Genomic DNA, 13,430 nt, shown 5'->3' on the forward strand with positions numbered 1-13,430 from the left:
CCGCATCCGGTTCAGTTTCGAGGTTTGCGACTTTGAGAAAGGATTAAACTCGATCCACTTACATGTCGGACGTTGCTTGCTGGGTTGCTTCTTTGCAGTAGCTCCTGGCAATGACGAACACTTTGTTTCAAAACTGCCCGCCTTTGCAAAGCTCTCTTTGCAAGGGGAGGGAAATTAATGGCTACCCAAAAGGTTCTGTTTAAAAAAAATTTGTGGGTTAAGAAAGGTTTGGTTATGAAGGCGAGGAGACTGGCAAATTTGTTAATCTTCGTCCTCGTTTAAAAAATCAAGGTTTTTCTTTTTGCTAAGGAAACCGGAGCATTCGGACAGGTCTGTGAAAAGATATTCTTCTGGAACCAGGCTGGGTATGATTTCAACTTTAGTGAGCATATCTCGTGGCTGGTCCTGCAAGCCTGAAATAAATACGGTGACCCCATGGCTTTTTAGGTCAAGCATCACTTCTTCCAAAGCGTACAGACCAGTCTGATCAATGTAGGGGACATCGGTAACATTTAAAATCAGAATAGGAATGTTTTGCAGTTTTTTGGCGATGTCTTGAAAGGCCGATGCAAAGCCAAAAAACAGTGGACCACTTAATTTTTTTACAAAGATAAACTGGGAAATATCGTTCATCAGACACACGGAATCGTCCTTGTTTTCCGAGATGGTTTCATTTTGGTATGAATCAAGTGGCGCGACTTCCGTTTGATGTTCCATAAGGTCACTCATTTTTTTCATAAACAGGAAAGTAGAAAAAATCATTCCGATGGCAACAGCTTGAATGAGGTCTGCAAATACGGTCATGAACAGGACAAGCCCCATCACCATGGTTTCTGTGCGGGGCAGGATTTTAATATGTCTGAGTCCTTTATAATCTATGATCCCGATCCCAACGGTGATCAGAATCCCGGCGAGTACGGGAATAGGTATGTTGCCTGCCAAAGAAGCTCCCAGTGTCAAAACAAGTATGAGCGAGAAACCATGTACCATTCCTGAAAGGCGGGAGGTGGCACCTGAATTTGTATTGACCAGAGTTGACATGGTTGTACCAGCCCCAGGAAGTCCTCCTATTGAACCGGAAATAATATTGCCGATTCCCTGCCCCATCAATTCCTGATTACTGTCGTGTCGAGATTTGGTGACATTATCCGCGATAACCGAGGTGAGCAGGGAATCAATACTGCCCAGTAATGCCAGCGTTATGGCAGGGATGTAAAGTTGCTGAAGGTCATTCACGGCAAGGTTGGTCACTGCTCCCAATGTCAAGTCAGGTAGCTTGGAAGGGATATGGCCGATGACGGCGACATTAAACCCGGCCCATGCTGAAATAGCCGAGACCACCACAAGGGCCAACAGAATATTGGGGACAGTCCGCGTAATTTTTGGAAACATATAAATGATGGCTATCGTAGAAAATCCCAGGATGGCCGATTCCATTTGCATTTCCCTGAAGGCATCAGGCAAATGGATGAAGATATTAAAAATTCCTTTTGGAGAAACGCTTCCAATTAAAGGAAAAATTTGCATGAGAATGATGATGATGCCAATGCCGCTCATGAAACCTGAAACAACAGGGTAGGGGATATAGCGTATATATTTTCCAAACTTCAGGATGCCAAAAACGACCTGAAAAACTCCCGCAAGAATAAACGTGGAAAAGATAACGGGAAAGGCATTTTCAAGGTTGCCGGTTTGCTCAACAGTATTGCCAACGACCATGGCAGCGACAACCACCATGGGCCCGGTTGGGCCGCTTATTTGTGTGGGGGTTCCTCCAAAAAGTGAAGCGAATATCCCAAGGGCTATCGCTCCGTACAACCCAGCCAGAGCCCCAAGGCCGGACTGCTCACCAAAGGCAAGGGCCAGGGGAATTGCGATAATTCCGGCAGATAGTCCTCCCGCGACATCACCGCGCCAGTTTTTAAGAGTAAATTTTTGCAAGATGGAACCCGACCATGAAGTAAAATTTATAATCCTCATAAAATTTTATTTTATGAGGATCTGGTTTAGTTAAGGGGTTTAATTCCTAACAATAGCAGGGAACCCGCCAGTTCGGCAAATCAAAAGTGTTCAATGTTTATTCGTGAGTGCTGTTTCCAATCAAGTTGTTCTAGCGGTATTTTTTATCTGCATTTATGTCAAAAACTGTTCCCAATTTCTCCGTAAATGAGAATTGCCGCAATTCGTCTAGCATAATGAGCGCGCGCGAAAAATTGGGCTCTATTCGTATGATAGTATGTTGAAGGAGTATTAAATTAAAAAATCTTTTTGGGTCTATCAGGTGACTATATGGAAATCTTGAAGCAATGGTCCCAAGAAGTACAAGATTCGGGTTTTCCTTTAATAAAAGAGTTTATCGATTTTCTTCCCAACCTTTTAGGTGCTGCACTTTTATTGGCCCTGGGTTGGTTTGTATCTGGATTATTTAAAAGAGGAACAGCGAGATTAGCTGCTTTTCTTAATCGTGTTCTCAATACTATGTTGAGACGGGGTGGCCTCGCCAAACTGACTTTCTCCAGTCCCATTATTTCTTTGTTCAGCAAGGTGGTTTTCTGGGCGGTATTTTTGTTTTTTGTCAAATTTGCCGCCCACGCGTTGGGGTTGGAGGCGATAACGGACTGGCTAGATGATGTGGTGGATTATTTGCCCACGTTTCTTGCCGGGGGAATCATAATTGGCGCAGGTGTTCTCTTTAGTTTCCTTGCTCGTGATTTGACAAATGCCGCCGCAGAATCTGCACAACTCCCGGAAAATAAGCTCTATGGACTGATTGCCCAGGTTGCAACACTGGTATCAACCGTTGTCATGGGGCTAAATCAGATAGGCATTAATGTTTCCTTTTTAGCGAATATGATCGGGGTGACAGTGGGGGCCTTGTTGGGCAGTCTGGCACTGGCTTTTGGGCTGGGGTCGAAGACTTTTGTCAGTAACCTGATTGGTTCCCATTATCTTCAACAACAATACAAGCCTGGTCAAAGAATTCGAATGGACGGTTCAGAAGGAATTATTCTGGAAATAACTCCTACCTCAATTATCCTGGAAACAAAAGATGGGCGGATGGTTATTCCTGCAAAATTGTTTAATGAAAAATCTACCTGCCTTCTGATTATGGAAGACAACAATGAAAGATAAATCTTTTCTGGCATCCGCTTATATAAAAGAGAGACCTGTGGATTCCGCCCGGGTTTTGGAGAGCTTGCCGCTGGATGACTCCGCTGCTTTTCTGGAATCGATATCTCCTCAGGATGCGGCCATGGTTCTGGGGTCCTTAATGCCATGGTTTGCTTCGCAATGTTTAAATAAAATGAAGCCTGAGTCTGCCGCCGAGATGCTTCAAATATTGCCTTCATACCGGTCCGCCCTTTTACTTAAAGCACTAGACCGTCCTGCGAGAGTTGCAATTCTAGGTTGTTTTACAAAATCCAAAAACCGGGAAGCCCGAAAACAAATGATCTATCCTGCAAATACACTGGGGGCCTGGATGGATACATTTATTCCAAGTGTGCCAGAGGAGGCCACCGTGGAGGAGTCACTGGTTTTGGCGCGTAATCTCAGTGACCACCTTGCTCATCATTTGTGTGTTGTGAATCGAGAAGGGGTTTTTCGCGGCGGGGTGGCTATTTCAAAGCTGATCAGCACTTCAAATGAAGTGCGTGTTACCGAAATACTGGACCCTCTTTATGTTTCTCTGCCTGTCCAGGCCACTTTGGCCTCTGTTAAATGGCATTCCGGGTGGAATCAAAATGCGGTCTTACCCATTGTGAATTTCCGCAATCAGATTGAGGGTTTAATCAGCCATAAAAGGTTGCGCGAAGGACTGGGTGAAGTTGATAACCAGGGGATGGTTATAGAATCATTTCTATCAGGATTGATTCCTATGTATACATCATGTTTGACTCTGTTTACCCAGACATTGGCGGCAATCCCATATAAACAGAGAAAACCAGGGCAAAGAAACCGATGAGTGGAAATTCCGAGTCTGTGGCCCATGCACTTCAATCCAATTTTATAAAACAGCATTCACGTCAGGCGGCAAGATATCTGGAAAGCTTGTCTGTTGAAGAGGTTGTTGATGTTCTTTCAAGTCATCCCGTTTCCGTAATTGTGCCTCTTCTGGAACAATTCACAACAGAAAATGCTGTGACCTACCTGCGTGAAGTTGATAAAAGTTTGCTGAAGAGCTTTTTAACTGAACTAGCTCCAAACTTTTGCGCTGCTGTTCTAAGTCAATGCGAGGACGAAGAGCGTGAAAACTGGCTTGGACTTTTGTCAAAATCCGTTAAATCTGAATTAAAACGCATGATGGCGTACCCGGAAAACACTGCTGGACGCCTGATGGACACCCGTATAGGGACCTTTCGCGGCGACATGACGGTACAAGAAAGTATTGAACGCTTGCGTGGTCTCAAAACCCGGCCCTCCCGCAATCTTTTTCTTGTAGACGAGGAACATCGCTTAACAGGTCGAGTCGAATATCAAGACCTGATTCTGGCTGATTCAAAATCTCTTTTAAAAAATGTGGCGCGACCCATCCAGACAATGGTCGATACTCTGGTGCCTCGCGAAGATGTTGTTGAAGCATTGGAAAAACATAAACTTGAAAATCTTCCTGTTGTTGATATTTCAGGACGTTTGATTGGTGTTATTCGACACGACATATTAATTCAGGCTGTTGAGGAAGAAGCCACTGTGGATCTTTTGACCATGGTTGGTGCGGGAGGGGATGAAAGGGCCCTTTCCAAAGTGTCGCTTGCAGTAAAGAAAAGGCAACCCTGGCTGCAGATAAATTTAGTGACAGCTTTTCTTGCAGCGGCAGTGGTAGGTTTTTTTGAAGACTTGATTGCTCAATTTACAGCACTGGCTGTGCTTCTCCCCGTCGTCGCGGGACAAAGCGGTAACGCAGGTTCCCAGGCTCTTGCGGTCACCATGCGGGGGCTTGCGTTAAGAGAAATTACGGTTCGTCAATGGCTCCCCGTTGCACTCAAAGAAGTTCAGGTAGGGGCTATTAATGGGATAGGAATATGTATGACCACGTGCCTGGGGGTGTATGTCTGGAGCCATTCTGTTGGGTTGACTCTTGTCATCGGGGTTTCAATGATTGTTTCCATGGTACTGGCAGGGTTGGCGGGAGCACTGGTTCCCGTTGTCCTGACAAGGGTTGGGCAGGATCCGGCTACGGCTTCATCAATAATTTTAACCACAGTCACAGATGTTGCGGGTTTCTTCTCTTTCCTTGGTACCGCCACCGTGCTTTCAAAGTATCTTTAATTCGATTTTTTAATTTTCTTTGGCTTAAGTTTCAATGGCATCTCCATCCTCTAAAAAAGTAATTTACGCGGCCTTGGCGGGAAATGGGTTGATCGCTATTTCCAAGTTCTGGGCTTCAGCCTACACGGGAAGTTCTACGATGTTCAGTGAGGCGATCCATTCTGTTGTGGATACAGGAAATCAGTTTTTACTTTTATATGGTCTCAAATCTTCAAAAAAAGCAGCGGACGAGTCCCACCCTTTTGGTTACGGGATGGAGGTTTACTTCTGGAGTTTTGTGGTTGCAATTTTGATATTTGGATTGGGAGCGGGAATATCGATTTATGAAGGAATCTCAAAAATTCAATCACCACATCCCATCAAAGACCCCACAATAAATTATATTGTGATTGGGCTCGCGTTGTTGTTTGAGGGGGCTGCATTGGGCGTTGCTGTTTTTGAGTTTCGAAAAGTCAAAGGAAACCAGGGGTGGGTTCAGGCTATCAGGAAAAGTAAGGACCCTGCGATATTCACCGTTCTTTTTGAAGATTCAGCCGCGCTTTTAGGTCTTATTGTTGCGGGAGTGTGTATCTTTGTCAGCGAGAAATTCAATCTTCCATTATTTGACGGGATTGGATCTGTTCTGGTAGGGCTGATTCTTGCGACAACCGCTGCCTTGCTGGCCTATGAATGCAAGGGGTTGCTGATAGGGGAATCAGCCAATAAAGAAATTGAGTCAGAAATCCGGGGCATTTTAAACTCCGATTCTCGTATCCTTCATATTAATGAAATCCTGACATTACATTTCGGACCGCACGACGTACTGCTAACCATCAGCCTGGATTTTATTGACAAAATATCTTCAGAAGAAATTGAAAAAACCACCTCACTTCTGGAACAGAGGATTAAACAGAGATTTGTTCAGATTAAGCGGATTTTTATTGAGGTCCAAAGCTTGAAGGGGCACCGGGTTGATCAGTCCCTGCATCAGGAAGATGAGCAGTCATGAGTTTTTCCGTTTTAGGAGGTTAACCCATGGTTTTTTGAAATATTGTTAATAACTTATTTGTAGAAATTTTATGTTTTACTGATAAGAAAACAGGGCAAGTTCAAATGTCGACAATTCTTGTTACAATAAGAAAGCTTTTTACGAGGTCGTATGAACTTTGAAAATTATGATCCAGAAAATTTTTTTGATGAATTTTTCCTCAAGCCTGGAACGCCCCGCCCCGAAGTTGAAAGGCTGATCAAAAGGATCAATTCCTTTCCCAAATCTGAAATGACAAACAGGAGGAAGTCTGCGAACGCCGCCTTCAAGCAGATGGGAATCACGTTCAGTGTTTACGGTGACAATAAAGGCCTGGAAAAAATATTCCCTTTTGACATCGTGCCTCGAATTATTTCTGCCAAAGATTGGAGTTTAATTGAGCGAGGTGTGAAACAGCGGGTATTCGCATTGAACCAGTTTATTAATGATATTTACAATGACCAAAAGATCCTGAATGATGGAGTTATTCCAAAAGAATTGATTTTTTCTTCTGTTGCCTTTCGCAAGGAGTGTGTGGGTTTAAAACCACCCAAAGACATATGGTGCCATGTGAGTGGCATTGACCTTGTTCGGGACAAAGACGGCGAATTTTATGTTCTGGAAGATAATCTCAGGTGCCCTTCAGGGGTTTCTTATGTTCTTGGAAATCGCCGGGTAATGAAGCAGACTTTGCCTGTTATTTTTGAAGCCCTTCCAATACGCCCCGTCGACGATTATTCAGGCAGGCTGGCAAACACCCTGCGAAATTTGATTCCTGATTCCATTGTAAAACCCAATATCGCGATTTTAACTCCCGGTATATATAACTCTGCTTATTTTGAACACTCTTTCCTGGCTCAGCAAATGGGAGAAGAATTGGTGGAGGGCCAGGATCTGGTTGTTCAGGATGGTTATGTGTATATGAGAACAACTAAAGGTTTTGAACGGGTCCACGCAATCTATCGCAGAATAGACGATGAGTATCTGGACCCAACGGTTTTTAATTCTGACTCCTTACTTGGTGTGCCTGGAATTATGAAATCCTACCGGGAGGGTAAGGTTGCTTTGGCGAATGCTCCAGGGGCTGGAATAGCTGATGACAAGGCGATTTATTCGTTCGTACCCAAGATAATAAAATACTATACAGGAGAAGAACCTGTACTTCGGAATGTCCCGACCTATGTATGTGAAAATGAAAAAGAAAAACAACATGTCATTGAAAATATCGAAAACTTTGTAGTCAAGACAACTCACGGATCGGGGGGGTATGGAATGTTGATTGGTCCGAGCTCTACCCGAAAGGAACAAAGGGAAATGGTGGACAACATCCGTCGCGAGCCAAGAAACTACATAGGGCAGCCGGTTATTCAGCTTTCTCGAGTTCCCGTAATGGTAAAAGACCATTTTGAAGGTCGCCATGTGGACTTGCGTCCCTATGTTCTTTATGGGGAAGATATTTATGTTCTTCCGGGAGGACTCACCCGGGTGGCTCTTAAGAAAGGTTCTCTTGTTGTCAACTCTTCGCAGGGAGGTGGCAGCAAGGATACCTGGGTGATGGCGGATGACGGTATTTGACATGGTGGAAACCCTGAAACTTGTAATGCACTATAAACACTTTTCAAGGCAAAAGATATGTTAAGTCGGGTAGCTAATGCCTTGTATTGGATGAACCGGTATTTGGAGCGTGCTGAAAATACGGCCCGTATTATCGAATCCCAACTCCACATGCTTCTTGACCTTCCCTCGATGAGAAAAGACCCGAATGCATGGAAACCTCTGGTGGACATTACCGGAGATGCAAAATACTTCACAGAAAATATTGGTGATTACACCAGGGAAAATGTAATTTTCTTTCATACCTTTGATAACAAATATCCACATTCCATCACTTCCTGTCTCACGGCGGCTCGGGAAAATGCCCGATCGGTAAGAGAAATCATTCCTTCGGAAATGTGGGAAAAAATAAACAACCTTTACCTTGGGATTGCAGAACCCGGAGCAGATGAGGAAGCGGGAAGAAGTCCTCACAAATTTTATTACGATATTAAAATGAGTTGCCACCTTATTATTGGGATTGCGTATTCCACAATGGCGCATGGAGAGGCCTGGCATTTTTCCCAGCTTGGGCGTTATTTGGAAAGAGCGGACAAGACTTCCCGAATACTGGATGTGAAGTACTTTATTATTTTACCGAGAGTGGACTATGTCGGTTCTTCATTGGACAATGTTCAATGGACAGCCCTTTTAAAATCAACAAGTTCACTGGAGATGTATCGAAAACGTTTCAACCTTATCAGTTCAAATAATATTGTCGATTTTCTTATTTTTGACCGCGTTTTCCCCCGTTCTGTACTATATTGTATCAACCACGCAGAGCAGTCCTTGTCCAAAATTTATGGGGCGTCTGACGAGTTATCCAGTAGCAGTTCCCTTTACAGGCTTATGGGAAAACTTAAAGGAAAAGTTAACTATTCTCATATTGATGAAGTAATGGACATTGGCCTTCATCAGTTTCTGGATGGAATCCAATATGATCTGAATACTGTGGGCGAAGAAATTCACGAAAACTTTTTCGCTTTAAAAAAGGTGTCAGATTCCAGTTCAATAGGAGCTCAGGTTCAGTAATGACTTTTTGTGTAGCAATGAAAATAGAGAGTGGAATTGTTGCAATATCCGATTCCAGGATCACAAGCGGGACGGAACAAACGCTTGCCCGCAAAGTGACCGTGCATCAAAAAGAAAACCATAGTTTGTTTCTAATGACCTCAGGCCTGCGATCCGTTCGAGATAAAGCGCTAACCTATTTTGAGGAGGCCCTCTGTGAAACGGACGAAAAATTTGAAAAACTTTACAAGGCGGTAAACCATTTTACAGAGCAAATAAGGAAAGTTGCAGAGGAGGACAAACCGGCAATTGAAGACAGTGGATTGTCTTTTAATCTTCATTCCATTATTGGGGGACAGCTTGAGAAAGATGATGAGCATAAACTTTATCTGGTCTACCCCCAGGGGAACTGGATTGAGGTCACGCAGGAGACTCCCTATCAGATAATAGGCGAGGGTAGTTATGGAAAGCCTATATTGGATCTGGGGTTGTGTTATGCTTCCAGCCCCATCACAGCACTAAAGGTCGGGTTCCTTGCCTTCGATGCCACAAGGCGAAGTGCAACAGATGTGGGTTTTCCCATTGATGTTGTTTATTATCCGAAAGATTCATATAAGATCATTGAATATCAGTATGAAAAAAATGACCTGGAAGAGGTCTGCGCCTGGTGGAGGGAAAGACTCAGGTCTTCTCTTGAGGAATTACCCGCCAGTTGGACTAATAATGTGTTGGCACCCTTTAACACCATCCCCGGCCGCTAACGTTTGTTTTTTTACATAAAGCACAAGACCGAGTTTACCTATTCCAGGCCCGTTTTTATTGAGCCGATGATTGTGCGGTTGCGACCTCGCTCGGATTGCACCCAAAGGCTTCTTGAATTTAAAAATGATTATGATGTCCCGCCATCTGGAATTACCGACCTGATTGATCTTGACGGAAACTCAGGTTCTTATGTCTGGTTCAATGAAACACGCACCTCCTTTAAGATAGACACCACTTCTTTTGTTGAGACTCTTCATGAAAACCCTTTCGACTATATTTTGGGAGATCCGGAATTTAGCAAGTTACCAGCGAAGGTTTCGGGACCTTATGAAGTTTCTCTTAAGCCGTATCTGTTTAGAAGTGAGGTGTCTGGCAAGGTCAATTCATTCGCCGAAAATATTTTAAAAGAAGTTGATTTTGATACGGTAGCCTTTCTGGGGGCATTGTGCTCGCAGATTCATGAAATGATAGAAAGAGTGTTGCGGCCAACCGGTGAACCACACAGCCCGGATGAATTGCTACAAACTGGCAAAGGGGCCTGCCGGGATGTCACGGTGCTGTTTATGGATGCCTGTCGTTCATTGGGATTGCCTGCCCGGTTTACAAGCGGATATTTTTACGGAGATGAGGAGTTCTCGAATCGGCAGTTGCATGCCTGGGCTGAGGTTTTCCTTCCGGGAGGAGGATGGCGCGGGTACGACCCAACAATTGGGCTAGCAGTTGCTGACCATCATGTGGCGCTGGCATCGAGCCCGGACCCGGTTTTAACTGCCCCAACTTCAGGGAGCTATCGCGGGACGGGAGCTGATTCTACCCTGGAGTTCGATATCACTATGGAAGAGGTGAAATCAGACTTTGTTTTCCCTGGATAAATAGTTGGGAACGGAAAAGCCTGACCGTGTTATTTCATATTGTTTTTTTATTCAGGATGTTCCAAGAATTGAAACAACCGCCTTCCTCTGCAGGACTTTCACTTCCTCTGCCAATGACTTGATGAATTCTGGCAGGGCAGGGAATACGCTCATGCGGATGGCCGATTCTGTTTCTATCAAGGGCTTTTCCCATTCGATGCTTTCTTGAGTAGGCTTGTTAAACTCATCATCCGGATCGTTCCAGACCATTACCGTATAAAACAATCGATACTTTTTTGCAGATTCGCAGTACCTCCAGGTAATAAAGGAAGCTTTTTCTTCCGGAAGGTATGAACCGGCGAAATAGGAAAAATTGTGGGTGACTCCCTTTTCCCGAAGGTAGTTTTCCAGATTCCGGATGTCGTTGCTGATGGTGTCCAGAGACTTCAGGTACTGATTAAAAGTGGAGTCAGTTTCCCGAATGCTTTTGTGGAGGACAGTTGAATGAAAGGTGAGAGATTTTCCTGGCATGGCGATTCCTGTCTGTTAAAAGTTTGCCGTGCAACTTTTGGCATTCAAGCCTTAACATCCCAATCAAGGGCTAGAGGGGTCAATCAAGACCACGCGTAAAATATATCATTTGCATGGGGGCAGGGCTAGCGGCGTAAACCGATATTAAGCAGGTGGTTATTGGAGGTAAACTAATGCTGAAAGTGAAAAACGTTGAAATAGCTTTCTAAAGTAAGGAAAAGGATGCGCAGAAAATTTTGATGTTTAAATTAAAGATAGGGCCTCAGATTTGCTTTTAGATTTTCACTTGGATCAAGACCATTTGCGACAAGTTCCAGTGCGTCGTCTCGACGCTCTCTTTTTGAAATTTTCAGATACAAACCCCGTGCATCAAAATGTTTCCTGGTTTTGATTCCGGGTTTGGCGTTTCGGATGGAAGTATTGGTTTAAGCCATGGAGGCAACTCATTTTCGAAAATCAACAGTTGCCCCCAATATTGTCCCATGTTGCCAGGGGTTGCCATAAGCTCCCAATAGACGATTAGGCAATAAAAAACCCATATTTCTATGGGTTTATGGACTTCCTAGGATTTTATTGGATTTGAATTTGGTGACCCCAGGGGGAATCGAACCCCCGTTACCGGCGTGAGAGAACGGTTACTTTAATTTTAATTTCTTGTTTTTTTTGAGTTTCCATCATTTTTGATTTTACCTAGGCAATCGTTTGGCAACTTTTGAAGGCTTTCTTAAACCTTTTTTTCGCAATCTCCAGATCAACGTGAACATAATCAGCAGTTTTTCTTGATCCGGGCTCGTGGCCGAGTACTGCTTGAATCCATTCCCAATCCGCTCCGGAATTGAAAAGTGTAGAGGTCACAAAGTGGCGGAGACTCTTGGAACCAAATCCCCCAGCTCCGATTCTTTTAAAGTTTCTTTGAACAGAAACGTTGTAAGCCCTTATCGGCCCCTCAAATAGAAACTGAGACGTTTCTAGGGGAAACGGCAGGGCTTGGAGTACTTCTCGCACGAATGGCAGTATGGGGATGTTGGCGGGCTTAGAGGTTTTACCTCTTTCTTTCCGGATTACACCTTCTGCGAGTTTAATGTTTTTACGAGTAAGACCTTTTCTTTTACCGCCTTGAGTGTCCGTCAAAATGTCACTGGTATCTAAACCGGTTCCGGCTTGAACAATGTAGACAGCACGAAAAAGGGAAGCATGATTTCTGTGTTGAGCCATGAGGGAACCAACCTCTTGAACTTGTTCAAGGGTTGGCGCTTTATCCGCTTTCTTACCAGTATTTTTATATTTTATTTTTTCGGGAAGTGTAAAGGAGGGATCAACAAGTTGGATTGCTTCTTTTAGTGTGCGAAGTTCTTTTGAAATGGTGCTTTTTTTAGAACCATCGCTTTCACGGATATCACGGTATTCAAAGATTTTTTCCTGGGTAACTTCTTTAAGAAATAATTCACCAAAAAAGGGATTAAGCCTTTTTTTCCAGGCGCCCGTGTTCCATTCCTGAACGTCTTCCGATTTGTTTTTGAACATCCATGAAAAATATTCTTTCTCAAGGTTTTTAACTTTTTTCCTCGACCGGCTGGGAATTTCACCCATTTTGATTTTTTCAAGTTCGCTACCCAAGTTGATTAAAAGTTTATCGATTTCTTCTTTCCTGGCATTGAGGCATTGCCCATAAAAACGTCCGTTATTTCTTTTAGCCAGGTACCACCATTCCTCCCCATCAGCGCGTTGTTTAAGACGGATGGGGAGACCTTTTAGAACTGTTGGCATTGAATCGCCCTCCCAATTGAATTTGGATTTTGCGGCGGATTCTAGCACGTAGGAAGGAGCGGAACGGGAGGAGTAAGAAGAAGATTCAAGAGGATTGTGATATGTTGTCATGTTAATTTTTTTCAAGGTATTTAATTAACTAACAAGGCCTTAGAACACTCCAATATTATCAATTTTGAGAGTTTTGTCAACTATTATGAGCAAAAAAAATAATTTTGGGGATTGGCTTCGCCTTGAAAGATTGAAAAAGCGTCTTTCTCAGAGGGATTTAGCCTTAAAAATCAAAGAGTTAGGAGGGAAGGGCCATCACCAATCGATCGGCAGGTATGAAAAGGGCCAGTCACAACCAACTATAAAAACTATCCAATGGATTGAAAAAGCGCTCAACTGTAAATTTAATCCGACAGATGATATTGTTTCTCCCAATATGTCGAATAAGGATTCCCGGCTAGAGGAACTATCCAGGGAGGAAAAGGAATTGTTATTGAAGCTTTTACTAGAAGATCGAGACCGTGACAGACAGACCATTGAAGAACAAAAAGCTGAGATCGCCGAACTAAAAGCCCGCCTCGACACACCCACCAGCAATAAAAAAAAACACCAGCAAAACTGATCCATTTAAAGGTGCTCAAGGGTCACGC

The 13,430-nt window shown here is 43.8% G+C and carries 12 protein-coding genes; 9 read left to right on the forward strand and 3 right to left on the reverse strand.

What is annotated here, in order from left to right; translation table 11 throughout:
• Positions 1-261 precede the first annotated feature (261 nt).
• Positions 262-1,980 carry a SulP family inorganic anion transporter gene (locus G3M70_13465; protein ID QPJ62829.1) on the reverse strand — a complete coding sequence of 573 codons (1,719 nt, stop codon included), beginning with the start codon at positions 1,978-1,980 and terminating at the stop codon, positions 262-264.
• A gap of 309 nt (positions 1,981-2,289) precedes the next feature.
• On the opposite strand from G3M70_13465, the gene G3M70_13470 reads away from it, so the two are divergent.
• From G3M70_13470 to G3M70_13505, 8 genes are all read left to right on the forward strand, one after another.
• Entirely contained in the window at positions 2,290-3,132 is an 843-nt protein-coding gene (locus G3M70_13470) for a mechanosensitive ion channel (GenBank protein ID QPJ62830.1), read from the forward strand.
• Positions 3,122-3,964: a magnesium transporter gene (locus G3M70_13475; protein QPJ62831.1), complete on the forward strand. Its 843-nt coding sequence runs from the start codon at positions 3,122-3,124 to the stop codon at positions 3,962-3,964. Before G3M70_13470 ends, G3M70_13475 begins: the two co-directional genes overlap by 11 nt.
• Positions 3,961-5,268 (forward strand): magnesium transporter, encoded by a 1,308-nt coding sequence (mgtE, locus tag G3M70_13480; protein QPJ62832.1) that lies wholly within the window; start codon positions 3,961-3,963, stop codon positions 5,266-5,268. Before G3M70_13475 ends, mgtE begins: the two co-directional genes overlap by 4 nt.
• A 34-nt stretch (positions 5,269-5,302) precedes the next feature.
• On the forward strand, positions 5,303-6,256 hold the full coding sequence (locus G3M70_13485) for a cation transporter (protein ID QPJ62833.1): 954 nt from the start codon (positions 5,303-5,305) through the stop codon (positions 6,254-6,256).
• A 150-nt stretch (positions 6,257-6,406) separates the two neighbouring features.
• Positions 6,407-7,849 (forward strand): circularly permuted type 2 ATP-grasp protein, encoded by a 1,443-nt coding sequence (locus G3M70_13490; protein ID QPJ62834.1) that lies wholly within the window; start codon positions 6,407-6,409, stop codon positions 7,847-7,849.
• A gap of 57 nt (positions 7,850-7,906) precedes the next feature.
• Positions 7,907-8,899: an alpha-E domain-containing protein gene (locus G3M70_13495; GenBank protein ID QPJ62835.1), complete on the forward strand. Its 993-nt coding sequence runs from the start codon at positions 7,907-7,909 to the stop codon at positions 8,897-8,899.
• Complete coding sequence (locus tag G3M70_13500; protein QPJ62836.1) at positions 8,899-9,639, forward strand: peptidase; 741 nt, start codon at positions 8,899-8,901, stop codon at positions 9,637-9,639. Before G3M70_13495 ends, G3M70_13500 begins: the two co-directional genes overlap by 1 nt.
• Before the next feature lie 3 nt (positions 9,640-9,642).
• Complete coding sequence (locus G3M70_13505; GenBank protein ID QPJ62837.1) at positions 9,643-10,512, forward strand: transglutaminase family protein; 870 nt, start codon at positions 9,643-9,645, stop codon at positions 10,510-10,512.
• A gap of 51 nt (positions 10,513-10,563) precedes the next feature.
• Here the strand turns inward: G3M70_13505 and G3M70_13510 are convergent, their stop codons facing one another.
• Both G3M70_13510 and G3M70_13515 read right to left on the reverse strand, forming a co-directional pair.
• Positions 10,564-11,022: a hypothetical protein gene (locus tag G3M70_13510; protein QPJ62838.1), complete on the reverse strand. Its 459-nt coding sequence runs from the start codon at positions 11,020-11,022 to the stop codon at positions 10,564-10,566.
• 690 nt (positions 11,023-11,712) lie between these two features.
• Positions 11,713-12,612 carry a tyrosine-type recombinase/integrase gene (locus tag G3M70_13515; protein ID QPJ62839.1) on the reverse strand — a complete coding sequence of 300 codons (900 nt, stop codon included), beginning with the start codon at positions 12,610-12,612 and terminating at the stop codon, positions 11,713-11,715.
• A 373-nt stretch (positions 12,613-12,985) separates the two neighbouring features.
• Here G3M70_13515 and G3M70_13520 point away from each other — a divergent pair, with 373 nt between their 5' ends.
• Complete coding sequence (locus G3M70_13520) at positions 12,986-13,402, forward strand: helix-turn-helix transcriptional regulator (protein QPJ62840.1); 417 nt, start codon at positions 12,986-12,988, stop codon at positions 13,400-13,402.
• Positions 13,403-13,430 lie beyond the last annotated feature (28 nt).

This window comes from Candidatus Nitronauta litoralis (genome assembly GCA_015698285.1).
Lineage (GTDB): Bacteria > Nitrospinota > Nitrospinia > Nitrospinales > Nitrospinaceae > Nitronauta > Nitronauta litoralis.

Coding starts and splice junctions, on each gene's coding strand:
- G3M70_13465 (QPJ62829.1), bottom strand. CDS start 1,980: ATGAGGATTATAAATTTTACTTCATGGTCGGGTTCCATCTTGCAAAAA.
- G3M70_13470 (QPJ62830.1), top strand. CDS start 2,290: ATGGAAATCTTGAAGCAATGGTCCCAAGAAGTACAAGATTCGGGTTTT.
- G3M70_13510 (QPJ62838.1), bottom strand. CDS start 11,022: ATGCCAGGAAAATCTCTCACCTTTCATTCAACTGTCCTCCACAAAAGC.
- G3M70_13495 (QPJ62835.1), top strand. CDS start 7,907: ATGTTAAGTCGGGTAGCTAATGCCTTGTATTGGATGAACCGGTATTTG.
- G3M70_13490 (QPJ62834.1), top strand. CDS start 6,407: ATGAACTTTGAAAATTATGATCCAGAAAATTTTTTTGATGAATTTTTC.
- G3M70_13500 (QPJ62836.1), top strand. CDS start 8,899: ATGACTTTTTGTGTAGCAATGAAAATAGAGAGTGGAATTGTTGCAATA.
- mgtE (QPJ62832.1), top strand. CDS start 3,961: ATGAGTGGAAATTCCGAGTCTGTGGCCCATGCACTTCAATCCAATTTT.
- G3M70_13485 (QPJ62833.1), top strand. CDS start 5,303: ATGGCATCTCCATCCTCTAAAAAAGTAATTTACGCGGCCTTGGCGGGA.
- G3M70_13515 (QPJ62839.1), bottom strand. CDS start 12,612: ATGGGTGAAATTCCCAGCCGGTCGAGGAAAAAAGTTAAAAACCTTGAG.
- G3M70_13520 (QPJ62840.1), top strand. CDS start 12,986: ATGAGCAAAAAAAATAATTTTGGGGATTGGCTTCGCCTTGAAAGATTG.
- G3M70_13475 (QPJ62831.1), top strand. CDS start 3,122: ATGAAAGATAAATCTTTTCTGGCATCCGCTTATATAAAAGAGAGACCT.